At 35.2% G+C, this 24,193-nt stretch carries 20 protein-coding genes; 11 read left to right on the forward strand and 9 right to left on the reverse strand.

The genetic code is table 11. The annotated features are described in order from the left end of the window. Positions 1 to 14 precede the first annotated feature (14 nt). Positions 15 to 968 (forward strand): signal recognition particle-docking protein FtsY, encoded by a 954-nt coding sequence (ftsY, locus tag IPJ80_13975; protein MBK7914594.1) that lies wholly within the window; start codon positions 15 to 17, stop codon positions 966 to 968. 81 nt (positions 969 to 1,049) lie between these two features. Next, positions 1,050 to 3,476, forward strand: a complete 2,427-nt coding sequence (locus IPJ80_13980; protein ID MBK7914595.1) for a T9SS type A sorting domain-containing protein — start codon at positions 1,050 to 1,052, stop codon at positions 3,474 to 3,476. A 119-nt stretch (positions 3,477 to 3,595) separates the two neighbouring features. Here the strand turns inward: IPJ80_13980 and lepA are convergent, their stop codons facing one another. Continuing rightward, positions 3,596 to 5,389: an elongation factor 4 gene (gene lepA, locus IPJ80_13985; protein ID MBK7914596.1), complete on the reverse strand. Its 1,794-nt coding sequence runs from the start codon at positions 5,387 to 5,389 to the stop codon at positions 3,596 to 3,598. A 213-nt stretch (positions 5,390 to 5,602) separates the two neighbouring features. Between lepA and IPJ80_13990 the strand changes: the two genes are divergently transcribed. Further along, on the forward strand, positions 5,603 to 6,385 hold the full coding sequence (locus tag IPJ80_13990; protein ID MBK7914597.1) for a hypothetical protein: 783 nt from the start codon (positions 5,603 to 5,605) through the stop codon (positions 6,383 to 6,385). A gap of 33 nt (positions 6,386 to 6,418) precedes the next feature. Beyond that, the gene (locus IPJ80_13995; GenBank protein ID MBK7914598.1) at positions 6,419 to 7,453 is read left to right on the forward strand and encodes a threonine aldolase; all 1,035 of its coding nucleotides are present in this window, start codon (positions 6,419 to 6,421) and stop codon (positions 7,451 to 7,453) included. A 124-nt stretch (positions 7,454 to 7,577) separates the two neighbouring features. Here IPJ80_13995 and IPJ80_14000 read toward each other — a convergent pair whose 3' ends face one another. Genes IPJ80_14000 through IPJ80_14010 form a run of 3 tightly spaced genes read right to left on the reverse strand, consistent with a single transcriptional unit; the run spans position 7,578 to position 9,876 of the window. Beyond that, positions 7,578 to 8,168: a bifunctional nuclease family protein gene (locus IPJ80_14000; protein ID MBK7914599.1), complete on the reverse strand. Its 591-nt coding sequence runs from the start codon at positions 8,166 to 8,168 to the stop codon at positions 7,578 to 7,580. A gap of 3 nt (positions 8,169 to 8,171) precedes the next feature. Next, positions 8,172 to 9,122 (reverse strand): electron transfer flavoprotein subunit alpha/FixB family protein, encoded by a 951-nt coding sequence (locus IPJ80_14005; GenBank protein MBK7914600.1) that lies wholly within the window; start codon positions 9,120 to 9,122, stop codon positions 8,172 to 8,174. A gap of 13 nt (positions 9,123 to 9,135) precedes the next feature. Beyond that, positions 9,136 to 9,876 (reverse strand): electron transfer flavoprotein subunit beta/FixA family protein, encoded by a 741-nt coding sequence (locus IPJ80_14010; GenBank protein ID MBK7914601.1) that lies wholly within the window; start codon positions 9,874 to 9,876, stop codon positions 9,136 to 9,138. Between the two features lie 95 nt (positions 9,877 to 9,971). Here IPJ80_14010 and IPJ80_14015 point away from each other — a divergent pair, with 95 nt between their 5' ends. Then, positions 9,972 to 10,268 (forward strand): hypothetical protein, encoded by a 297-nt coding sequence (locus IPJ80_14015; protein ID MBK7914602.1) that lies wholly within the window; start codon positions 9,972 to 9,974, stop codon positions 10,266 to 10,268. Here IPJ80_14015 and dapF read toward each other — a convergent pair. Beyond that, the gene (dapF, locus tag IPJ80_14020) at positions 10,260 to 11,042 is read right to left on the reverse strand and encodes a diaminopimelate epimerase (GenBank protein ID MBK7914603.1); all 783 of its coding nucleotides are present in this window, start codon (positions 11,040 to 11,042) and stop codon (positions 10,260 to 10,262) included. The genes IPJ80_14015 and dapF overlap by 9 nt on opposite strands. Before the next feature lie 80 nt (positions 11,043 to 11,122). On the opposite strand from dapF, the gene IPJ80_14025 reads away from it, so the two are divergent. From IPJ80_14025 to IPJ80_14035, 3 genes are read left to right on the forward strand one after another with little or no spacing between them, the layout of a single operon-like run. Then, a complete protein-coding gene (locus IPJ80_14025) occupies positions 11,123 to 12,574 on the forward strand; it encodes a Do family serine endopeptidase (GenBank protein ID MBK7914604.1) in 1,452 nt (483 codons plus the stop codon). A 60-nt stretch (positions 12,575 to 12,634) separates the two neighbouring features. Further along, positions 12,635 to 14,260 carry an acyl-CoA carboxylase subunit beta gene (locus IPJ80_14030; protein ID MBK7914605.1) on the forward strand — a complete coding sequence of 542 codons (1,626 nt, stop codon included), beginning with the start codon at positions 12,635 to 12,637 and terminating at the stop codon, positions 14,258 to 14,260. Further along, positions 14,260 to 14,688, forward strand: coding sequence for a hypothetical protein (locus IPJ80_14035; protein MBK7914606.1), 429 nt, complete (start codon positions 14,260 to 14,262; stop codon positions 14,686 to 14,688). Before IPJ80_14030 ends, IPJ80_14035 begins: the two co-directional genes overlap by 1 nt. On the opposite strand, the gene bshB1 is transcribed toward IPJ80_14035, so the two are convergent. The 3 genes from bshB1 to IPJ80_14050 form a co-directional block, all read right to left on the reverse strand. After that, complete coding sequence (bshB1, locus tag IPJ80_14040; GenBank protein MBK7914607.1) at positions 14,685 to 15,419, reverse strand: bacillithiol biosynthesis deacetylase BshB1; 735 nt, start codon at positions 15,417 to 15,419, stop codon at positions 14,685 to 14,687. The two genes, IPJ80_14035 and bshB1, sit on opposite strands and share 4 nt — an antisense overlap. 36 nt (positions 15,420 to 15,455) lie before the next feature. After that, positions 15,456 to 16,502 (reverse strand): ketoacyl-ACP synthase III, encoded by a 1,047-nt coding sequence (locus IPJ80_14045; protein MBK7914608.1) that lies wholly within the window; start codon positions 16,500 to 16,502, stop codon positions 15,456 to 15,458. 100 nt (positions 16,503 to 16,602) lie between these two features. Beyond that, on the reverse strand, positions 16,603 to 17,883 hold the full coding sequence (locus IPJ80_14050) for an asparagine synthetase B (protein ID MBK7914609.1): 1,281 nt from the start codon (positions 17,881 to 17,883) through the stop codon (positions 16,603 to 16,605). A gap of 260 nt (positions 17,884 to 18,143) precedes the next feature. On the opposite strand from IPJ80_14050, the gene IPJ80_14055 reads away from it, so the two are divergent. Genes IPJ80_14055 through IPJ80_14065 form a run of 3 tightly spaced genes read left to right on the forward strand, consistent with a single transcriptional unit; the run spans position 18,144 to position 23,009 of the window. Beyond that, the gene (locus IPJ80_14055; GenBank protein ID MBK7914610.1) at positions 18,144 to 20,114 is read left to right on the forward strand and encodes a hypothetical protein; all 1,971 of its coding nucleotides are present in this window, start codon (positions 18,144 to 18,146) and stop codon (positions 20,112 to 20,114) included. A gap of 46 nt (positions 20,115 to 20,160) precedes the next feature. Next, a complete protein-coding gene (locus IPJ80_14060) occupies positions 20,161 to 22,107 on the forward strand; it encodes a ComEC/Rec2 family competence protein (GenBank protein MBK7914611.1) in 1,947 nt (648 codons plus the stop codon). 2 nt (positions 22,108 to 22,109) lie between these two features. Next, the gene (locus IPJ80_14065) at positions 22,110 to 23,009 is read left to right on the forward strand and encodes a helix-hairpin-helix domain-containing protein (GenBank protein MBK7914612.1); all 900 of its coding nucleotides are present in this window, start codon (positions 22,110 to 22,112) and stop codon (positions 23,007 to 23,009) included. A 169-nt stretch (positions 23,010 to 23,178) separates the two neighbouring features. On the opposite strand, the gene fbp is transcribed toward IPJ80_14065, so the two are convergent. Next, positions 23,179 to 24,159: a class 1 fructose-bisphosphatase gene (gene fbp, locus IPJ80_14070; protein ID MBK7914613.1), complete on the reverse strand. Its 981-nt coding sequence runs from the start codon at positions 24,157 to 24,159 to the stop codon at positions 23,179 to 23,181. Positions 24,160 to 24,193: the final 34 nt, after the last annotated feature.

Below are 24,193 nucleotides of genomic sequence, written 5' to 3' on the forward strand. Positions count from 1 at the left end.
TTTAATATTACTCCATGGGTTTTTTTGATAAGTTTTTTAGCAAAGAAGTTGAACAGGATCTTACAAAAGGCATCCATAAAACCCGTGAAGGTTTTTTTGGGAAAATAACCAAAGCCATAGCTGGCAAGAGTTATATTGATGATGACTTTCTCGATGAACTCGAACAAATTCTGATAAGTTCAGATGTAGGATTAGACACTACAATTAAAATAATTGACAGAATTCAAAAAAGAGTTAAATCCGATAAATATGTTGGCGTTGATCAATTAAATGAATTATTAAAAGATGAAATCGGAATTCTTTTAACAGAGAATAAAACGTATGATCTCGATGATTTTCAAAGTGGGCCAGCAAAACCTTATATCATACTAGTAGTAGGTGTAAATGGTGTAGGAAAAACGACAACCATTGGCAAATTAGCTTTCCAATTTAAAAAGCAAGGTAAATCTGTAATGATAGCAGCCGGTGATACTTTTCGGGCTGCTGCAGAAAACCAACTGAACATATGGGCTGACCGGGTTGGTTGTTCCTTCTTTTCAAAAGGCATGGGAGCTGATCCCTCTGCTGTTGCTTATGAAGCTACTCAAAAAGCGCTCATTGATAAAACGGATGTAGTAATTATTGATACCGCAGGAAGATTGCATACAAAAATTAATTTAATGCATGAATTGTCCAAAATAACTCGTTCAATCAGCAAATCAATGCCTGGCGCTCCTCATGAAGTGTTGCTGGTTTTGGATGCAACTACAGGACAAAATGCAATTGAGCAATGTCGTCATTTCACAAATACTGCTCAGGTAAGTGGATTGGTTTTGACCAAACTAGATGGTACGGCTAAAGGTGGCGTTGCTCTTGGAATCACGGATCAATTTAAAATTCCTATCAAATACATTGGTGTTGGAGAGCAAATCGATCAATTGCAGGTTTTTAATATTAAAGCTTTTGTCGACCTCCTGTTTTTGCATTAATTTGCTCAAACGTTAAATATTTTCACATTAATTTGGTAATTTGTATCATTGTCTTACCAAGTATCATTTTTATCTATGCAATTGTCTAATAAGTTCTTAGTAATACCTACAGTGATTTGTAGCTTCTTTATATTTCTAGCCCATTCAGGAAATCCTGAAGATAGAAATACGGGAGCTCCTTTTGATGGGCTCTGTTCCAATTGTCATGGAGGCGGAAATTTTGATGGAGATATCTCTGTTACAGGCTTTCCAACAACCATTCTGCCAAATACCGTATATAATTTAACATTTACGGTCACTGCAACTATGGGAAATCCAACTGTTGGTGGATTCCAATTAGTAGCTGTCAATGCCAGCAATGTCAATTCAGGTGATTTAGCTCCGGCTAATTCAGAAACAGGGACAACATTTTCAGGAGCAAGAGAATACATTGATCACAGGGGAGCTAAGCCTTATACAGGAAATAGCGTTTCATGGAATTTTAGCTGGACTTCACCCAATGGACCTAATGGATCAGTAATTACAATCTACTATTCCAGTAATCTAGCAAATGGGAATGGCTCCTCTTCGGGTGACAATATCATCTTCGCATCAAAATCTGGAACGATGATGGGGGGCGGAAATCCACTCAGTGTAAGTATTACAGGCAAAAAAAATATTTCATGTTTTGGTGGAATGGATGGAAGTGCAACAGCAACTGCTGCTGGCGGATCCACTCCATATAGTTATGCATGGTCAAATGGCGAAACCTCAAACCAATTATCAAATGTTGGTTTTGGTAGCTATAGAATCACGGTGACTGACAATGTTGGAGCAACAGCTTCTACTTCAGTTGCTTTAACACAACCAAGTCAACTTAATCACGTCGTTCAAATAACCCGAAACGTTAGTTGTCCCGGTGGGCGTGATGGAGCCGTAACAACCAGTGTAAGTGGTGGCGTACAACCTTATACCGTTATATATTCATCCGGCAGTCCAAATGGATTAAGAGCCGGTCAGTATACGGTTACTGTAATGGACAATAACACATGCAGTTCAAGCAGTACATTTACCATTACTGAACCAGATACATTTACAGTAGCTACACCAGTATTCCTAAATCCAACTTGCCCATTAGACTCCAATGGAGCAATAAAAATACTAGTAAGCGGAGGAAATCCGCCCTATAAATATAAATGGAATACAAATGATACCGGAACCAATTTAACCAAATTAAAAACAGGCAATTATAAACTTACTATTACAGATTCTAAAAATTGCAATACTTTAAAGAGTTATGAATTAAAATCAATTGATAGCATTGCACCTCAACTGTTAACTAAAGATGGTACGATTTATCTTAACCAAGAGCAAGGAATTGCCATCCCAAGTAGTAGTAATTTTATTGAAATCCTTACAGATAATTGTGATCCCAATCCAAATGCCATTCTTTCTATTGATACTTTGCGTTGCAATCAGTTAGGTAAAAGCGCATACATTATGCAGGCCATGGATCAAAGTGGCAATATATCAAAAGACACCTTTTTTATAACCGTAACCGATACATTTAAACCAATCATCCATAAATGGCAGGATACTTTGTTTTACAGTTGCAATATAACCGTGCCAACAATAAGCGCATCAGATAATTGTTCGATAGTTGAATTTAAAAAATTGAGCGGACCTGAACCAGGTACCCTATTTCCAATTGGAGAAACTATTTTGAAATATCAGGCTATTGACAATTCAGGCAATATTACAATTGACAGTTTTATTGTCCGTGTTAAAAATTCAATTGAAATCCGTTTAGACACCAGTTACTTTAGCCTATGCAGTGGAGATACCTTGTATCAATACATTCATATCAGCAATAAAAATGGAGGACCTTATTCTTTAATTTACAAATCGGATACCCTAAACCTATTTCGAGATACCAGCTTATTATATACCATAACCAATGAGCCTGAATTCAGAATCAATGCTTATGAGAGCAGCTCCTGTACTCAAACTTTTAAAGACACTATAATTTATCCGGGACAACTCGTTCAGTTGGATTCAATACAAATTTTTGATGAATCAGTATTAAATGCGCATGACGGAAAATTGAATCCATTTTTTAATGCTATAGATTCATTTATTGTTTATGACGCCATTTCCCTTGAGCGAATTAATAATACAGGTACAGACTTAGCGGCAGGATTATATTTAATTAAAGCTTTCCGAAATAATTGCATTTTTGAATATGGACCTTATACCATTAAGTTAATTACAAAAACAAACTATGCTACTCCATTAAATGTAGTAGTCTACCCTATTCCATTTTCAAACTTATTGCATATTTCAAGCAATGTAAGTGAGAAATCAAATTATCAGATATTAAATTTTAGTGGAAAGGTTATCACTCAAGGACTGCTTAATCAAGAACTTTCAATAGAAACCGGCGATTTACAGTCTGGAATTTATTTATTGAAGATTGGAAATACAAACGACCAAAAAGTAATTAAAGTAATTAAACTAATTAAGCTTTAAGGGATTTTAAAACTATTCAAATAGCTTTTGAATTTTTATACTCCAAGCTTAAAGCCTTACTAGAGATCCATTAACCATTTAGACAAAGGATCATAAAAGATCTTTGAAGGATTCTGATTTTATTCATCAAGCTTTAGTACATCTAAGAATGCTTTTTGAGGCACATCAATGCTTCCGATTTGTCGCATCTTTTTCTTTCCTTCTTTTTGTTTTTCAAGCAATTTTCGTTTACGGCTGATGTCCCCACCATAGCACTTGGCTGTTACATCTTTGCGCATTGCTGATATTGTTTCACGAGCAATAATTTTTCCGCCAATAGCTGCTTGAATGGCAATTACAAATTGGTGTTTAGGTAAAATTTCCTTTAATTTAGTGCACATTCTTCGGCCTACTGACTCTGCTTTAGACCGGTGTACCAGTGCTGTCAATGCATCTACATTGTCTCCATTCAATTTGATATCCAATTTAACCAAATCTGATTTGCGATAATCAATCGGATGGTAATCAAAAGAAGCATAGCCTTTCGTCATTGATTTTAGTCGATCATAAAAATCAAATACAATTTCAGCTAATGGCATTTCAAACATAAGCTCTACCCGATAGGTTGTCAGGTAATGTTGTTTTGTAAGGATGCCTCGCTTGTCCATACACAATTTGATAATAGGCCCGATGTAATCAGGCATGGTAATTATTTGTGCCTGAATATAGGGTTCCTCCACATATTCCAGGTAATTGGGTTCAGGAAGATCATTTGGCGTATTGATGATCAACAATTCATGTTTGGTAGTAAGGGCTTTATAAGATACGTTTGGAACCGTTGTGATTACTTCTTGATTAAACTCACGAGACAGTCTCTCTTGAATAATTTCAAGATGCAACATACCTAAAAAACCGCATCTAAATCCAAAACCCAAGGCAATTGAAGTTTCTGGTTCATAAACCAATGAAGAGTCATTGAGTCTTAATTTTTCCAAACTATCTCTTAAATCTTCAAAATATTCGTTTTCAACTGGATAAATACCCGCAAAAACCATTGGCTTTACTTCTTCAAAACCTTTTATGCTTTCAGAACATGGGTTTGAGGCTTTTGTTAAAGTATCTCCTACTTTTACCTCTTTAACATCTTTAATCCCGGTAATAATATATCCGACATCACCACATCCAATTTCCTTTTTTGCAAATAGGGTCATGCGGAGAATCCCAACTTCTTCTGCTTCATACTCGCCACCGGTATTGAAAAATTTCACCCGGTCCCCTTTTTTCAAGGTTCCATTTATAATGCGGTAATAGATTATAATCCCTCTAAAAGAATTAAAAACAGAATCAAATATTAAAGCCTGAAGAGGAGCTTCCGGATTTCCTTTCGGGGCTGGAATTCGATCTACGATCGCTTTCATAATATCTGGAACCCCTTGCCCCGTTTTACCACTTGCTAAAACAATATCTTCTTTTGAACAGCCAATTAAATCAATTACCTGATCACTAACCTGATCTACCATGGCACTTTCCATATCGATTTTATTCAAAATGGGTATAATTTCCAGGTTGTGCTCGATGGCCAGATATAAATTTGAGATGGTTTGTGCCTGAATTCCCTGGGTCGCATCGATCAATAACAGAGCACCTTCACAAGCTGCAATCGATCTGGAAACTTCATATGAAAAATCAACGTGCCCGGGGGTATCGATCAAATTAAATACATAGCGTTTGCCATCGGTATGCTCATAGTCTAGCTGAATCGCGTGTGCCTTGATGGTTATCCCGCGCTCTCGCTCTAAATCCATGTCATCCAAGGCTTGATTTTGCATGTCCCGCGCAGAGATCGTCTTGGTAAATTCCAATAATCGATCCGATAAAGTACTCTTGCCATGGTCAATATGGGCAATGACACAAAAATTTCTTATTAGCTCCATAATTCAAAAATCAGCGCGAAATTAGCGCTATCAGGCCTCCTTTTCAGATTTTAGTTTAAGATTATCAAAGGATTAATATTTAGGAGTATTTTAAGGCAGAATCCTTAAAAAATGCTGATAATTTAATAAATAATCCTGATTTTTAGGCCTTTAAGCAGCATTTATGCAAACAAGACGTTATTAAAGTATGACCTGCATTTCTTTAAACTAATTATGAGGGTACTCGTTTCGTTACTGATTTTTAGCTTTTTGATCTCCTGTTCAAAACCGGAAGAGAATTTTATTAAAATTCCCTCTGAGTTTAGCGTTTCGATTGTTGAACAAATTGAAGCTAACAAAAACCGGCATTTATATTTAGAAATCGCCTCTCTTACAAGTACTTATTGCCAAGATGATACCCTCGTTTATAATGAGACCCTGGATAGCTTTAGCTTGAATATTGAAATTCTGGATACCTACAAAGCAAACAGCTGTTATGAGAGAAAGTACTTACTCAGTTCATTCATTCCACTTCCCGTCTTTTCAGACAGTCTGGATGTTACGGTTTCTTTAGGTTCTGCATCTGTAATAAAGTGCAGAGTTTATATTTGGGACAAAAGCTATCAAATAGTAATTTTAGGAGGGACCGGTTTAAACAACACTTATCAACAAACATTTAAAATTCCAACTAATTTAATTTGGGGATATGCATACCCTAAATCCAAAGAACCCACTTCTGAAAGCTTAATGAATAGTTTTAAAAAAGAAGTTGAATTCGATTGCTTAACGCATAGACTTGACCCAGGGTTTTATTCTTATTTTACTATTACTGATAATAATTTAATACTCCTTAAAACGGATCCAGGAATTGCTGGTAATTATATAAAATTTTATTATTTTCATTCTAAAACCAATGACGAATTGGATTTACTTTTCAGCGATCTTGCTGAAAAATATAATAATTTGGTAGGTTACAAAATTAATCTAGGAAGCGGAAAAGAATACCACGCATACTAAAACACATTTGCTTAGGATTGTTACTTTTACCGGATGGAATCAATCCGAAGAATAAATTTAATAAGTGATACAGTTACCTTACCCTCTAAAGGTATGCTGGAATCAATGATGAATGCAAAATTGGGGGATGATGTATTTCAAGAAGATCCAACGGTCATTCAATTAGAAAAAAAACTTGCATCCATGTTTGCACAAGAAGCAGGTTTGTTTTGTCCATCAGGTACTATGGCCAATCAAATAGCCATTAAATCTCATACCCAACCACTCGATGAGATGATTTGTGAAATCAATAGCCATGTATTTCAATACGAAGTTTCCGGATATGCCTTTCACAGTGGGATTGCTGTAAATCCATTGGTAACTGAATCCGGCAATCTATCTCCTGAATTAATTTCACAGGCAATAAAACCCTCAAAGGATTGGCTGCCTAATACTACCTTAGTTGTTTTAGAAAATACGGGCAATCGGACAGGAGGAACCTTGTACTCGCTCTCAGAAATGGTTAAAATATCCGATTGTTGTAAATCATACAATCTTAAACTACATTTAGATGGGGCACGTATCTTTAATGCCATCATTGAAGGGGGTTATTCAAGTGAAGAAATCGGTCCTTTATTTGATTCTATTTCTGTTTGCCTCTCAAAAGGACTTGGAGCTCCTGTAGGCACTGTGCTTTTAGGCAATCAATCGTGGATTCAAAAATGCAGAAAAGTACGTAAAGTTATGGGCGGAGGCATGCGACAATCTGGAATTTTAGCTGCAGCAGGTTTATACGCATTGGAGCACAATGTAAGCCGATTAAAAACAGATCATATTCACGCCAAACAAATCGAATCTTGTTTATTAAACCTGACTTACGTTACTAAGGTTAAACCTGTTTACACCAACATTGTCATATTTGATTTGATACCAACACTTACTCCTGATGATTTTATAAATCAACTGAATCAATACGGAATCAATTCCAGTGCATTTGGAAAACACTCCATTCGATTTGTTACTCATTTGGATATTAATGAATCCATGGTAAGTGAAGTTATTGATGTATTGAATACTAAAATTAAATAATGGAATGATTTGATATTGCTTACTGTATCGATAGCACTATTATATAGACAAATGCAATTCACAGCGTACCAAAATGAACGATAGTTTTTTTAGGACAAAAAAGGTTCAAATAATTGTTATAAACTTACTTGCGTTTATTTAATTCATCCCGGATGTGGGCCGCTTTTTCATAATTCTCTTCTTCCAAAACCTTGCTAAGCATTTTATTTAATTCTTCGGTACTGTAACTGCTAAACAATTTTTGAGGTTTATCTTTTTTTGACACTGGCTTTTGAGCTTCTTCTTCTGATTCTTCTAAAACCACACCAGCAGAATCCATGATAAATTCATAGGTATAAATTGGACAACTAAAGCGAACAGCAAGAGCTAATGCATCAGATGTTCTTGAATCAATTTTAATGATTTCACCTTCTTTTTCACAAATCAATTGGGAGAAAAAGATTCCATCTAATAAATTATTAATTAAAATTTCTTTGACTTCAATTCCAAATGAAGAAAGTGCATTTTTAAATAGATCGTGCGTCAAAGGTCTGTTAGGAGTCATTCGCTCTAATACTACTGCAATTGCTTGAGCTTCATAACCTCCAATCACAATTGGCAACCGCCTGTTTCCCTCTGTTTCACCTAAAACTACCGCATAATTTTGCGATTGCGTAACACTGTGGGAAAGGGCTATGATTTCTAATTCAATCAGTTTATGATCTTGGCTAGACATTTTTTAGTTCATTTTGCTTTTGCGCAAAGCTTCATTTAATTTCGGTAATATTTCAAACAAATCACCACAAACTCCATAATCAGCCGCTTTAAAAAATGGTGCTTCCGGATCTTTGTTGATTACAAATATTTTCTTTGAATTATTTACACCTGCCAAATGTTGTATCGCTCCTGATATCCCAAGAGCAATATAAACATTAGGCCGAATAGCAACACCAGTTTGCCCAACATGTTCATGATGTGGTCTCCAACCAGCATCAGCAACGGGTCGAGAGCAAGCTGTAGTAGCATGTAATAAATCAGCCAGCTCCTCTACCATCGTCCAATTTGCAGGATCTTTCATACCCCGTCCTGCAGACACAACAATTTCTGCCTCTGTAAGGGGTGTTTTCCCTTGAATTAATTTACGATCCAGCAATTTTATTTTTGGCTCAGGGATTTGCAGATTTATTGCAACAATTTCTATCTGTTTGTCTTCTGATTTATGGATTCCAAATCCATTTGGCATCAATGCAATGATTCCGTGATCTTTGTTGAATTTATACCAAGCGGATGCCTTTCCTGAAAAAACACTTTTTTGAAACTGCAAATTCCCATCTTGAAATTTAAGATTAACCGCATTGCTAATTAATCCCGTTTTTAGCTTTACAGATAAGCCGCCTGATATCGATTTGCCAAGACTGTTATTGCTAATAACAAGGTATTTTCCTCCTATCTGGCTATAGACTTGATCGATTACTGAAATCCATTGACTTCCATCCATATAATCTGCTTGCTCAAACTGGGCAAGTTTGTCTAAACCTAAACAGGCTAATTCGTTTACATTAATCGTCCTGCCCATTAATCCACAAACTTTTAATCCAGTGACCTGGGCAATTTTTGAAGCAAATCCTGCTGCTTCAATTGCAGATTTTTTCAACCTGCCATTTTGTTCTTCCAATAGTACTAAAATCATATCAATTTTATTGTCAAATGATTTTCAATTCATTTTTAAATACAGCGACCATTTCATCAATGTTTGTAGGATCGATCATTCTAACCCCTGACTTTGTTATCGGTAATTCAAAACTAACTAATTCGGTTAGTTGTTCACATTGAACAGGTGAAATTACTTCTAAAGGTTTTTTCTTTGCATCAATAATCCCTTTCATATTTGGAATGCGTTGCTCTGCCAAGCCTTTTGCAGCAGACAATACAAATGGGGTTTTTAAATTCAATATGGCGATGCCACCTTCAACTTCACAGGATGCATTCACAGAATCCTGCTCAAATTCCAGATGATTGCAATAAGATAAATAAGGGAGCTCTAAATATTGGGCAATGCGACTCCCAACCTCTGAACTATTATGATCAATGGTTTCTTTGCCGCAAAAAATAATATCATAGCTATTCTTTTTTGCAAATTCTGAAATTTGAACTGCAATTTCATCTGAATTAGATGGTTCCATGTCAACGCGAAATGCAGCATCTGCACCAATAGCCAATGCTTTGCGAATCAGAATATCTGAAGCTGCATTGCCTACATGAATCACATCAACCTGTCCAGAATACTTTTCTTTCAACTCAATTGCACGAACCAATGCATACCACTCATCATAGGGATTTAATATATATTGAATACCCTCATCCAAATATCGTTTGCCATCCTGGCTAAAACTTATTTTTGATGTTGTATCTGGAGTTTTACTGATACAAACCAATAGTTTCATATTTGTCTTAATTTTAATGCAAAGATATATATTTTGGCTTCAACCTGTAAAGCTTGATTATGAGTATGTTAAATCGAAAAGAACGCATTTTAACCATGTTGGAATCAGATCCAGAGAATGATTTTTTACTTTTTGCATTGGCTAAAGAACTGGAAAACGAAAATTTGATTGAAGAAGCTATTGATACCTATCGACAACTTATTGGAATTCACCCAAAATATATAGGAGCATATTATCATTTGGCTAAAATCCTTCAAACTAAATTAAATATGAAAGAAGCGATTTTAGTTTTAAAGGAGGGTATTGGACTTGCAAAAACCCTAAAAGATCTTCATTCTTTAGCAGAAATGCAAAATCTGTTAAATGATATAGAAATGGAGAGCTTAATATAATCGATAGAATCCACTAAATACCTGATTGGCAGGCCCAGTCAGCCAAATATTTATTGCATGGAGCCCTTCAATGTCCATTTGTACTTCCAATGGACCTCCTTTCGATTCAATCGCTTGCTTAAAAAAACCGTTTGAATCCGCCTTTACAGCAGCATAATAAGCCGAGGCAGTAATTCCCGTACCACAAGCCAAAGTTTCCGCCTCAACACCCCTTTCGTAGGTCGCAATGCGTAAAACTTCTCTCATAATCTCAATAAAATTAACATTAACGCCTTCCGGATCAAATTTTTTACGGAGGGCCCTTCCTTTCTCATTTACTTCAAATTCCCAGGGATTAATTACTTCACGAATTAAATGGGGCGAACCACTTTGGATTAAACTTCCTTCTGGTGTGGCTTCAAATCCATTGATATCCTTCATTTTAACTGAAACCAACTGATCTTTAACATAACTTTCATGCATCCCATCAAATGCTGCAAAACTAAAATTATTCTTTCCTTGTTTAGATTGCATATAGCGAACAGAAGCTCTACTTCCGTTTCCACAAAAGCTGGAGGGTTTCCCATCGCTGTTAAAATAGTTCATTTTAAAATCAATGCCAGGCTCCGGACACAATGCGATTAATCCATCAGCACCGATACCAAAATGTCGGTCGCACATTTTTTTAATCAGATTGGTGTCGTTTAAATCGATCCATTCAAATTCAAAAAAATCAAGGATAATGAAATCATTGCCAGTTGCTTCGTATTTTTCAAAAGGAATCGTACGTTTCATGAGACAAGATTAATGATAATTTATATTAAGGCATACTTTTTGTAACTAATTATATATTAGATATTTAAATAATATAATAAATGAATTCCATCCGAACACAAAGCTCATTAATTTTTATATGCTTGATAGTCAGCATTTTAAGTAGTTATCTAACCTTTAAATTTCTTATTCCACGAATAGAAAACTCCAATGAAGTTAAATTGACACATGAGGTCAATGACAATCCAAACGATCATTCGGCACTGATAAAATCAAGTCCAATCCGGTTTTTAAATACCCCTGGAACCAATTTTGTATATGCTGCCTCAAAAAGCACCCCTTCAGTTGTATTTATTGAATCCATCATTGATAACAAAGAGGGAATATTTTCTATGCCAAATAAGGAATTGTCAACCGGTTCCGGGGTTATCATATCTCCTGATGGATACATCATTACAAATAACCATGTGGTTGAGAATGCAGAAAAGATTCAAGTACTTTTAAATGACAACAGGGAATATGAAGCTAAATTAATTGGAACGGATCCAACGACCGACATCGCCTTAATAAAAATTGAAGATTCCAGTTTACCTTATATTGAATTTGGCAATTCTGATTCAAGTGAAATAGGTGAATGGGTTTTAGCAGTTGGCAATCCATTTAGACTTCAATCTACCGTAACCGCAGGCATAATTTCAGCTAAAGCACGAAATATCAATATATTAAACAATCAACAATACCGAATTGAGTCTTTTATTCAAACCGATGCTGCTGTGAATCCAGGAAATAGTGGCGGTGCGTTGGTTAATACAAATGGAGATTTAATTGGAATCAACACGGCCATTATGAGTCAAACAGGCCGATATGAAGGATATTCATTTTCAATCCCATCCAATCTTGTTAAAAAGGTGTTTTCAGATCTTAAGGAATTTGGGACTGTGCAAAGAGGTTTATTAGGAGTAGTTATTGAAGAAGTTAATAATGAACGTGCAAAACTTTACGGATTAACCCATGTTGGGGGTGTGTTTATCAGTAATACCACTCGTGACGGTGCAGCAGATATAGCAGGATTAAAACCTGAGGATATCATACTTGAATTAAATAACCGTGCTATTAAGTCTGTACCAGAACTGCAAGAAATTATCGGTCGATTGAGACCTGGTTCGAAAATTCAAATAAAGTATTGGCGCAATAATCAAACAAATACTGTAGAAGCAATTCTTAAAAATCAAGTTAATACGACTGAAATGTTAAGCACCAGAAGAGATCCTCTTTTGCTGGATTTAGGCTTTGAAGTTCGGGATCTGAGTGCCGAAGAGAAAACAAATTTAAAACAATCAGGCGTTAAGGTGTTGAGTATTTATCAAGGCAGCATTATTGAAAATACCAACATGGCCCCAGGTTATATCATTACAACTGTAAATGGCAAAAAAGTTCGATCAGTAGATGAATTGATACAAAACATTCAATCAGCAGATGCAAATATTCTACTGGAAGGATTTTACGAAAAATACAGAGGTAAATTTCCATACCGCTTTAATAAAAAACAATAGCGCTTATCTTGCGGAATATTCTATAATTCAATTTTCAATTTAGGGATGAATCAAAACCAGATAGATCTGAACTTTAATCAGAATGAAGATCAAGCTAAGCTCGAACTCTCAAAAATCCAAAAGCTTTTAGAGAAAATTGAAGATGGCGGTGGTAAGAAAAAACTAGAAGCTCAAAGAGCTGATGGAAAATTAACTGCCAGAGAACGGATAGCCTATTTACTGGATCCTAAAAGTCCTTGTTTTGAAATTGGCGCATTTGCAGGTTTTGAAATGTATGATGAATATGGTGGTTGCCCGGCTGGAGGTGTTATTGTAATGCTTGGTTATATAAAGGGAAAGCTTTGCATCATTGTTGCAAATGATGCAACTGTTAAAGCTGGTGCGTGGTTTCCTATTACTGGTAAAAAAAATTTAAGAGCTCAGGAAATTGCATTAGAAAACCATATACCTATTATTTATTTAGTTGATAGCGCAGGGGTATTTTTACCGATGCAGGATGAAATATTTCCAGACAAAGAGCATTTTGGAAGGATATTTAGAAACAATGCAATCTTATCTGCAAAAGGAATTCCCCAAATTGCAGCGGTTATGGGGAGCTGTGTTGCAGGAGGTGCTTATTTGCCTATCATGTCGGATGAAGCTTTGATCGTTGAAAAAAGCGGCAGTATCTTTTTAGCAGGACCTTATTTGGTAAAGGCAGCCATTGGCGAGGAAGTCGATCAGGAAACATTGGGTGGCGCATCGACCCATTGTGAAGTTTCAGGAGTTACTGATTACAAAGTAAAAGATGACAAAACCTGCTTAGACACCATACGAAATCTCATTGATAAGATTAATCTAAAACAAAATGAAACGTATGATTATATCGAACCCGTTGCTCCTAAGTATAGCCCGAATGATTTATTAGGCATTTACCCTTCAGCCAATCAAAAGCCCTATTCAATGGCCCGCATCCTGGAATGCATTGTGGATGAATCATCTTTGTTATATTACAAAGAGGAGTATGGCAAAACGATTCTTTGCGCTTACGCTCGAATTGGAGGATATGCTGTTGGGATTGTTGCAAATGATCGTAGAATTGTTAAATCAGCAAAAGGTGAAATGCAAATGGGTGGAGTGATCTATTCTGATTCAGCAGATAAGGCCAGCCGATTTATATTAAATTGCAATCAAAAAAGAATTCCATTAATATTTTTTCATGATGTAACCGGATTTATGGTGGGCACTCGTTCAGAACATGGAGGAATTATCAAAGACGGTGCTAAAATGGTAAATGCAGTGGCTAATTCTACTGTACCTAAACTAAGCATCGTAATAGGCAATTCATATGGCGCAGGAAATTATGCTATGTGTGGAAAAGCCTATGATCCCAGATTTATTTTGGCTTGGCCTTCAGCCAAAATCGCAGTAATGGGAGGTGCTCAGGCAGCTAAAGTGTTGACCCAAATTCAGCTGAGCGCATTGAAAGCGAAGGGACAAATCCCTGACGCTGAAGAAGAAAAGAGATTATTTGATCTAACAAACGAGAAATACCAAAAACAAACTACAGCTACCTATGCGGCTGCACGACTTTGGGTTGACGCCATTATTGATCCTGTAAAAACCAGAGATTGGATCATTATGGGAATTGAAGCATCCAAATTCAGTAGTATTGAACCATTTAAAACCGGAGTAATTCAAACCTAATGAACGAGAAATATAAAAATCTTTTTAAAAAACTTGGGCTAGCCGGCTTTCTGTTTTTCTTAATAAAAGGAATTCTATGGTTGGTTTTTGGTACCGCTTTGTTTAAATGGTTAAAGGGCTGTGTTATTACTGGAGCATTATTAAGTTTCCCTTTATGTATTTACAGTCAACAAGCTAAACTTGACAGTTTATTTAGTGTATTCAGGAATCCATCAATTCAAAAGGAGAAGACCTTATTTAATTATACAAATCAAAACTGCGAACGTGCTTTTTTTTGCAAATTAGAAGATCGCTATTTACTGAATAACAAATTACCAATGTCCTTTCGATTAGGCTCCGCACAATATACGAATGCAATGGAGTATCCAAATCAGTGGCGATTCGTTGAACCTGCTATTAAATCTGCGAAGAATGCACAAAGTGATTAATGTAGAAAATCTTTTACTTGATACGGTCCGGTGGTATTAAAGCCTTCTGCATATTCCACATGGATGCTTCTTCCATAAATTTTTGCTTTTGCCTTTAATAGTTCGAAAAAATCTTGACCAGAAATTGGCGAATCTAATTCTTTGGAATTAGGATCATAAAATTGAGACCCAAAGCATTTGATCAATGCTATCTTTTGATCCATAAATTCAGTGATATCAAATGCGATGTCGGCATTTAGTTGATGATCCTGAATGTAATGATATAAATTATTTGGACGCCATCGATTTTGTGGGGTTCCATTCATATCAAATGTTTCTATTTTTTGTAAGCCAGAATAAAATAATGCATCCGCAATTAATTTAGCTGCCCGGCCATGATCTGGATGTCGATCTGAAAGTGCATTGGCAAATACAATTTTAGGTTTTGCAGCTCGCACCACCCGTATGATTTTTTCAATTTCCTGATAATTCCACATAAAAAATCCATCCGGTAAATCCAATTGGATTCTAAATTTAGCGCCCAACAATGCAGCGGCTTTCATGGCTTCTTCCGTTCGCAATGTTGGGTTTCCCCTTGTGCCCAATTCGCCTAATGTCAAATCAAGCAAGCCTACAGTATACCCTTTTGAAATATGCCCTAACAAAGTGCCACTACAACTGAGTTCTACATCATCCGGATGTACTCCTATTGCAAGAATATCAACAACTTGAATCGTATTTAATGATAACATGAAAATGAATAATAGTTAATGTTTAATTACGGAAAATTACCATCTTAAAAGCGCACTCCCCCAGGTAAAACCACTTCCAAATGCAGCCATGCAAATCAAATCTCCTTCTTTGATTTTACCCGCCTCCCAGGCTTCTCCTAATGCTATTGGAATGGTTGCTGCAGTGGTATTTCCATATTTCTGAATGTTATTCCACACTTGATCATTTCTTAGATTCAATTTCTGCTGAATAAATTGACTAATTCGCAAATTAGCCTGGTGGGGAATTAATAAATCAATATCCGCTGCCTGAAGCCCTGCTTTATTAAGTGCTTCAAGAATTACTTCCTGAAATTTTACTACTGCAGTTTTAAATACTAAGGGGCCATTCATTGTCGGAAAGATCATTTGTTCATTCCACATTTTTTCAGTCAAAAAAATACCTCCGTAATTTTGATCTGGGTATCCAAATGCTTCTTTTCCAAGATGATATCCTCCATGGCACCCGGGATTAATAAAAGCCAATTCTTCAGCATAGGTCCCATCAGAATGCAAGACTGTATTTAATATTCCATCAGATTCAGTAGGTTGAACTACTACCGCGCCAGCGCCATCACCAAAAATAACTGTAACATTTCGACCGCGTGAACTAAAATCCAATCCCATAGAATGCATTTCAGCTCCTACCAGCAAAATATTTTTGTATTGACCTGATTTAATAAATTGATCTGCAATTGAAAGTCCATAAATAAATCCACTGCATTGATTTCTGATATCCAATGCCGGTGCTTCCACAGAAGTTATTTTTAATTCACGCTGCAACAACACACCGCATCCTGGAAAAAAATAGTCCGGACTTAATGTGGCAAATATTATAAAGTCAATTTCTTCTTTGCTTATACCTGCCCGTTGAATGGCTATTTCCGCAGCTCTAGCTCCCATGGTGGTTGTAGTCTCTGCATGCGCTTTTCCGTACCTACGCTCCTGAATTCCTGTTCGCTCCTGAATCCAGGCATCAGAAGTATCCATTAATAGTTCTAAATCAGAATTCTTTACAACTGTTTCAGGTACATAATACCCTACCCCTGCAATTTTTGATCTCATTTGTTCCAATTAAACGTATTAAAATAAAAAATCAAGCTAAAGGTATTAAGAAACAAGTTGGACTTGAACTTTTTCAGGCTTTTAATATTACAAGCGGAATTTATGTTTTACGCTCTTTCTTTTTGGCTGCAGGAAACAAGACATTATTCAGAATTAAGCGATATCCCGGTGAGTTTGGGTGTAGATTTAAATCCGTAGGCGGATCTCCAACCTGATGTTGATAATCTTCCGGATCATGGCCTGCATAAAATGTCCAGGTACCGTATCCATAGGTCCCATGTATATATCGCACTTCATCTACAGATTTAGTTTCTCCAAGCACCAATACATCTGATTTTATTAAACTCCGTTTAAAACTAGTCGTTTGACCCATAAAGCCTTTGACCGTTCTGGTATGATTTTGAGTTAACATGGTAGGTACCGGATCCCATTTTGCAGAAAAATCAAACAATTCAAAATAATCGTTTTCCGGATTTAACTTTCGGTCATATGTGTTATCAATCGTAGAAAATTCATATTCCAATGGGTTCTCTTTCAAACTATAGTTTTTAAATGCCAGGGTTTTTGTGTAATCAAGCAAGGCATTTGCATTTCCGTTTATAGGATCACCGTCATAATAAACAGCACAGATATCTATGCCCTCCGCTGAAAGTGCGATGTCATACGAATCTGTTGCTGAGCACATTGCAAAGGTGAAACCGCCACCTCCTATGTATTCCTTTATTTTTTTGGCAACTTCCAATTTACATTGGGAGACTTTTGAAAATCCAAGTGATTTACTGAGTTCCTCAGCTTTTTTCTGATTTTCAATATACCATGGTTGGGTATGATACCCTGAATAAAAACGGCCATATTGGCCTGTAAAATCCTCGTGATGTAAATGCAACCAATCGTATTTAGGCAACATACCAGATAAAATTTCACGGTCGTAAATTTTATCAAAAGGGATTTCAGCATAGGTTAATGCCAGAGTGACCGCATCATCCCAAGGCTGAATTCGTTCCCCTTTATTATTGAATTCAGGGGTATAAACAGCAATTTTAGGAGCCTTCTCAAGTTTCATAAGCTCTTGATTTACTTCAGGATTTCCAATTTCTGCTTTAATTCGGTCAAATTCATTGTCAGAAATAATTTCAAAACTAACTCCACGGGTTTTACATTCTTTCTCCAAGGTTTTCAAATTAAGGAAAGCAAAACTTCCACCTCGATAATTAAGCAACCAATACGCTTCTACATTTTGATCAATTACCCAATAGGTAATCCCGTATGCCTTTAAATGATTAGCTTGCTTTAGGTCCATTGGAACCAAAATATAAGAAGAAATCGCAGCAAAATTCAATATCAGGATACCAGATACAGTATATAATAATTTGCTCATCATGCTTTAAGTAAACAACAAATATATTTAATTGAATGATTTTTAAACGCTTAACCAATCAACATATTGGTTAATAAATGGTTATTTTATCCGATTAGAAATCAATTTATTGATATTTGCAATAATATTCATCCGCAATGGGTCAATTTAGTTTTCAATATCCTGTGTGGTCAATCGGTTTGTGCCTTTTACTTGCGTTCTTGGCAGGGATGCTAATGTATTATAAAAGTCCGCAATTAGCTGACAGAAGCTATAGCCAAAAAATGGCCTTAAGTATCTTGCGAATGTCTGCAGTTTTCTTAATCCTGTTGTTATTACTGAATCCACTATATAAATACTATAAAAAAAGCATCCAAAAGCCTGTTATACTCATTGCTCAAGATGTGAGTGAATCCATTATTTCAAAGGGGAGTGATTTTGTTCAAAATTTTCAAATTGATAGAGATCAATTTGAAACCAATCTTAAAGATAAATTCGAAGTGTTTCATTTGGAATTTGACATGAATTGTCGTGAACAAAAATCTGATCAATATACCGGTAAACTTACCAATTTAAATTCTGTATTAGACTATGTAACAAATTCCTATGACCTTCAAAAAGTAAGAGGAATTATTCTTGCCTCTGACGGAATTCAAAATACAGGAAAAAGTCCAATTTACAACAGCATATTGAATCAGCTCCCAGTTTATCCGATTTTGTTAGGAGACACTACACCTGAAAAAGACTTATGGATTGGAAATTTGTTTTTTAATGAGATTGTTTATGCTGGTGATAAATTTGCAATAGAAACAGATTTACAAGCCTGGAATTTGACTAATGAAAAAAGCTCAATTAAATTAAGCAAATTCCAGGATGGAAAATGGAACTTATTAAATAGTGAATTGATCACAATCACACAATCAGGATATTTCAATACAAAGCAATTTATTGTACAAACAGATAATCCAGGATTAAACAAATATAAAATTTCTATTGATCCAATTAAAGGAGAAGCATCAACCCGAAACAATACCCGTGAATTTTATGTCGATGTCTTGGATTCAAAAAAGAAAATATTAATATTAACCTACGCGCCCCATCCTGATCTATCAGCAATTAAGGAAGCCGTTACAGAGAATAAGAACTATGATTTAGTAATCAAAAACATAGCTGACAATTTGCCTGTTTTTAATGATTACAGCTTAATCGTATTTCATCAATTACCAGGACCCGGTGGTATTGGAAAAAATCAAATTGAATCTGCCAGAAAATTACAAATTCCATCTTTATTTATCCTAGGCCCGTTAACCGACATCAATCAATTCAATAATTCACAGGATATTGTTTCAATTAGCGGAACAAATAAAACAACTTCGGAAGCGACACCTATTATCAAACCTGGTTTCAATCAATTTATATTAAGTGATCAAAGCCTTGATTATATAAATAAATTACCCCCATTAAATGCACCTTTTGGGAATTATAGTTTGGATCCAAACGCATCCACATTATTTTATCAGAAGATTGGAACGATTGAAACTAATTACCCTTTGGTGGTATTGTCAGATAAAAGCGCTTACAGATCGACTTATATATTGGGTGAAGGTATTTGGAAATGGAAATTAAATGAATATTTAAATACCAATCATTTCAATTTTTTTACTGAACTCATATCGAAAACGGTTCAATTTACATCTACAAAGCAAGATCATAGGAAATTCCGCATTAACCAATCGAAAAGGATTTTTAATGAAGGTGAAAATATTACATTCTTTGGAGAGTTGTATAACGATAACAACGAAAGAATCAACCAACCAGATGTTGATTTAACGATAGTAAATAGCAATGGCCTTAAATTTAATTACAATTTTTCCCGAGTTGAAAATTACTATTCATTAGACATCGGATCCTTGGCTGCCGGTGAATACAATTATCAAGCACATACGGAATGGAATCGCAAACAATTAACAGATAACGGTAAATTTTCCATTCAGGAGCAAAATATAGAAACTGCTAACCGGGTAGCCGATTTTAATTTATTACGATCTCTGGCATCCAAATCCGGAGGAAAGCCCTATTTGCCATCAGAATTGAATTCTTTACAAAATGAATTGCTTGGAGATGAAAAATCCAAATCAATATTGGTACAAAATCTTGAGATCAATCCCTTAATTGACCAAAAATGGCTTTTCTTTATCATAGGATTTTGTCTGTTACTTGAATGGTTCTTAAGAAGATTTTGGGGATCCTACTAAAATATTTTAGATTTTTTTATAGATTTGCCTTGCACCTTAAAACACTATGCTGGCGTATACCCTTGCCCGGCCTTTTATTTATTTGTTTTTGGGACTATGTCTTAGCATAGCAGCCACTGACATTTATTACTCCTTGTATTCTTCAAATACACAGGCAAATATCCTTGTTTCTAGCCTTTTCGCAGCATTGCTTCTAATTGCCATTCGCAAAAAGAAGAAATCGATAGCCCTATTCATAATTGCAATCTTTCTATTTTGTATAAATGAATATGTTCACCTCTATCAGGTACATGATCCAGGACATTCATCCAATTTCCTCAACTATTTAAAGATCGACTTCAAAATTATCAGTGATAATTTTAAAAACAATAGACACAGCTGTATTGCTATTGCAACTATTAACAACCATGACGTTCAGTGTAAAATTACCATCCAGGATAGTACGATTAATTATCCCTTACAATATGGCGATATATTATCAGGAACTATATGCCTCAATAAAATCCATGGCTCCGGCTCAAGAACTTTTAATACTTACCCTGATTATTTACTAAATAAACACATATTTTATGAGGGTTTTATGACAAAGATAGATCATGTGCAAAGCGCATCGAATTATTCGCTTTATCAAATGACTCAATACCTGGCTACCCAAATTAAAAACATTCTACTTTCAACAAGCAGCAATTCTGAAAATGCCAACTTATTAGTTTCGTTAATACTAGGTGACAAAACCGAATTAAATAAAGATATTAAACAGGCATTTCTTTCAACCGGTACTGCTCACATATTAGCAGTATCTGGTTTACATCTAGGGCTTGTCTACTATTTACTAAGCCTGGCATGCAAACCAATACGCAAACTAAAAATCAAGAATTCAAAACTACTGGAATCGATCTTGATTCTTATCGGAATATGGGTCTTTGCTTTGATTACCGGATTGGGATCTTCCATTTTAAGAGCAGCAATAATGTTTAGCTTTATTCAATTTGCCAATTGCCTCAAACGAAAAAATGATTCGGTAAATACCCTATTTGCTTGTGGTTTTTTTATGGCAGCATACAACCCTTGCATTCTTTCCGATATAGGTTTTCAACTTTCTTTTTCAGCAGTATTAAGTATCATTTGGTTTAATCCTTACTTTAGCAGGATTTGGCTACCCCAGAAAAAATTACTGATTCCAATTCGTGATTTATTTTCTGTTTCATGCTCTGTACAAATACTGGTTTCTCCGATAAGCATTTACTACTTTCAACAATTTCCTATATACTTTCTGCTTTCTAATTTAATCTGGATTCCACTCTCCTTTCTACTAATGATACTTGGATCAATCCAAGTATTTCTATATGCATTTTCACAAAAGATAGCAAGTTTTCTAGGTGTCATTTCAGAAGAATTCATTCAATTTGGTGTTGCCTGTTTGAAATGCATTCAAAAAGCACCTTATTCTATACTCGACAATATTTGGATAAACGAAGCCCAGGTAATTTTTATGCTGAGTTCATTAGTATTTTTAAAATTCTATTTTCATACTCAAAATTCCGTGATACTAATAAAAAGTCTGGTAATTGCTATTTTGGTCTGTCTGTCAGCTTACTACACTGAATACACCATTTCAAAAAGTCGTGAATTAGTAATTTATAAATACAACAATGCATTCCAAATGGAATTGCGTGAAGGGCATCATTCAATTGGTAGTTCACCAAACTCCAGTATACTCACAAAGTATAGATCTTTAAATAAAGTCAATCACAGGGATTCGATATCTCTAAGCGAACTAATAAGCCTTACAAATAAAATTCAGAATGATGTAAGTATCCAACCATTAAAATGCTCAAAAAATCTGTACTATTTAAATCAAAAAGAAAATAATATGCTTCTTCATTTAAAAATTCTTACAGAATTTGATTCTAAATGCATACTAGAAGAAAATTACAAAATATCAGAGTACTTCAATATGAGCAAAAATAATCCAATAATTATTAAACTTTAAAAATGACAAAATCAAGCTTTGATAAGCTTACTTTAAGCAAAAATGAGCGACTTGGCTTATATTTCTTATTAATACTATTTGTGGGATTTATTATTTTACCCTATAAATTTTCACAACCTGAATCTATAAATTCAAATTTAATTAGACCTATAAACAATGCAACAATTATATCAGATTCCAATTTTGAAAAAACATATGAAATAGATGCCAACTTAGAGACACCTAAAAACAATAAATCCAATGACAAATCCACAGTAAAGCTTTATGCATTTGATCCAAACGAGCTCGATGAAAAAACCGCAAATGATTTAGGGCTATCGCCATTGGTTTATAAAAGAATCCAAAACTATTTAAATACAGGCGCTCGCTTCAAAAATCCTGAGCAATTCGGCAAAATATATGGACTTTCAATGGATAAATACAAAATGCTACTTCCATATATACAAATAAAGAACGAACCAACAATCCAGACAAAGAAGAACAAATCCAACTTACCGGCATCACTGAATAGAATTGAAATAAATGCATGCAACGCTTCTGACCTTCTACCCCTTCCGGGAATCGGTGAAGGACTATCAGCTCGAATTATTAAATACCGGGATTTACTCGGGGGATTCCATAAAACGGAACAGTTAAAAGAAGTCTATGGGATAACTGATTCATTATACTTGGTTATAAAAGATTATATAATTTTAAACAAAAATATTATAAAACTAAATTTATCAGAAATGCGTTATTCAGAAATGCAAAAACATCCATACATAGGACACAAAATGGCAAAATTAATTTCTGCTTATGTGAAATTACATCCACAAGCATCCAATCAGGAAATTCTTGGTAATTTGCCTTCAACAAGCAATGAAATAAATAAAAATCTTATTGCCTATTTAGAACCAAACTGAAGAAAATACTGATTCAATGTAAAGGCAGGTAAGAAAGAATTAAAATAAATGAATTTCAAATCCAAAATCATCCATTGAACCAATACCAATATTGTTTAAAGGATTTTTATTGCATGCCAATATGCAAGTACACTTTAAGGGATTACTTCATAATATTCAACGAAAGGTTTTATAAATATTTTCTTACAGAATCAACATTTTGATGAGAACCTATGATGATTGAAGACCTTTGATGCAAATCAACAATATCTATTTCCATTATGCGGGATCCATTTTCATTAATACTTGTTCCCCCTGCTTGTTCGATTACAAAACTCAATGGGTTGCATTCATACAGCATTCGAAGTTTACCGTCAGGATTTTTGATTGTATTAGGATATAGAAAAACACCACCTAAGCAAATCGTTCTATGGACATCTGCCACCATAGAACCAATGTAACGCTGGATCATACTCTTGTCAGCACAATCATCCAAATAGCGTTGAATCCCTGTACTAAATTGTTTATAATACCCTTGATTTATGGAATAGTTATTTCCTTCGGCAGGAATTTTCATAATCGGATGACTTAAACAAAATTCACCGATACCGCGATCATAAGTAAATCCATTAACACCATGCCCGGTGGTATAAACCAGCATGGTTGACGTTCCATACAAAACATAACCAGCAGCAACTTGATTTACACCTTTTTGCAAAAAATCACTTAACTGCAATTCTTCATTTTCATGACTAATTCTTTGGTATATTCCAAAAATTGTTCCTACGCTGATATTAACATCTATATTAGATGAGCCATCGAGGGGGTCTATTACAACCACATACTTATTGTTTTTGTTTGCTATACCGCTAAAAGAGACAAAAGAATCCAATTCTTCAGAAGCGACACCGGCACAAAGCCCTGAATTTTTCAGGTATTCTATCATTAAATCATTTGCGTATATATCCAGTTTCTGAACCGTATCTCCGGAACTGTTCACATTGCCCTCAACACCAAGAATATCCATTAATCCGGCTTTATTTACAATTCGATTTACAATTTTAGCTGCAATTCCAATATGCCTAAGTAAACCTGAAAACTCGCCAGATGCCTGATCTTGTTGAAATTGATTTTCAACAATAAACTCGTCTAATGTTATTCTGCGTCCCATCTCTAATTTTGGGCACAAGATAGTTAAAATTTAA

Source organism: Saprospiraceae bacterium, from assembly GCA_016714025.1.
Classification (GTDB): Bacteria; Bacteroidota; Bacteroidia; order Chitinophagales; family Saprospiraceae; genus Vicinibacter.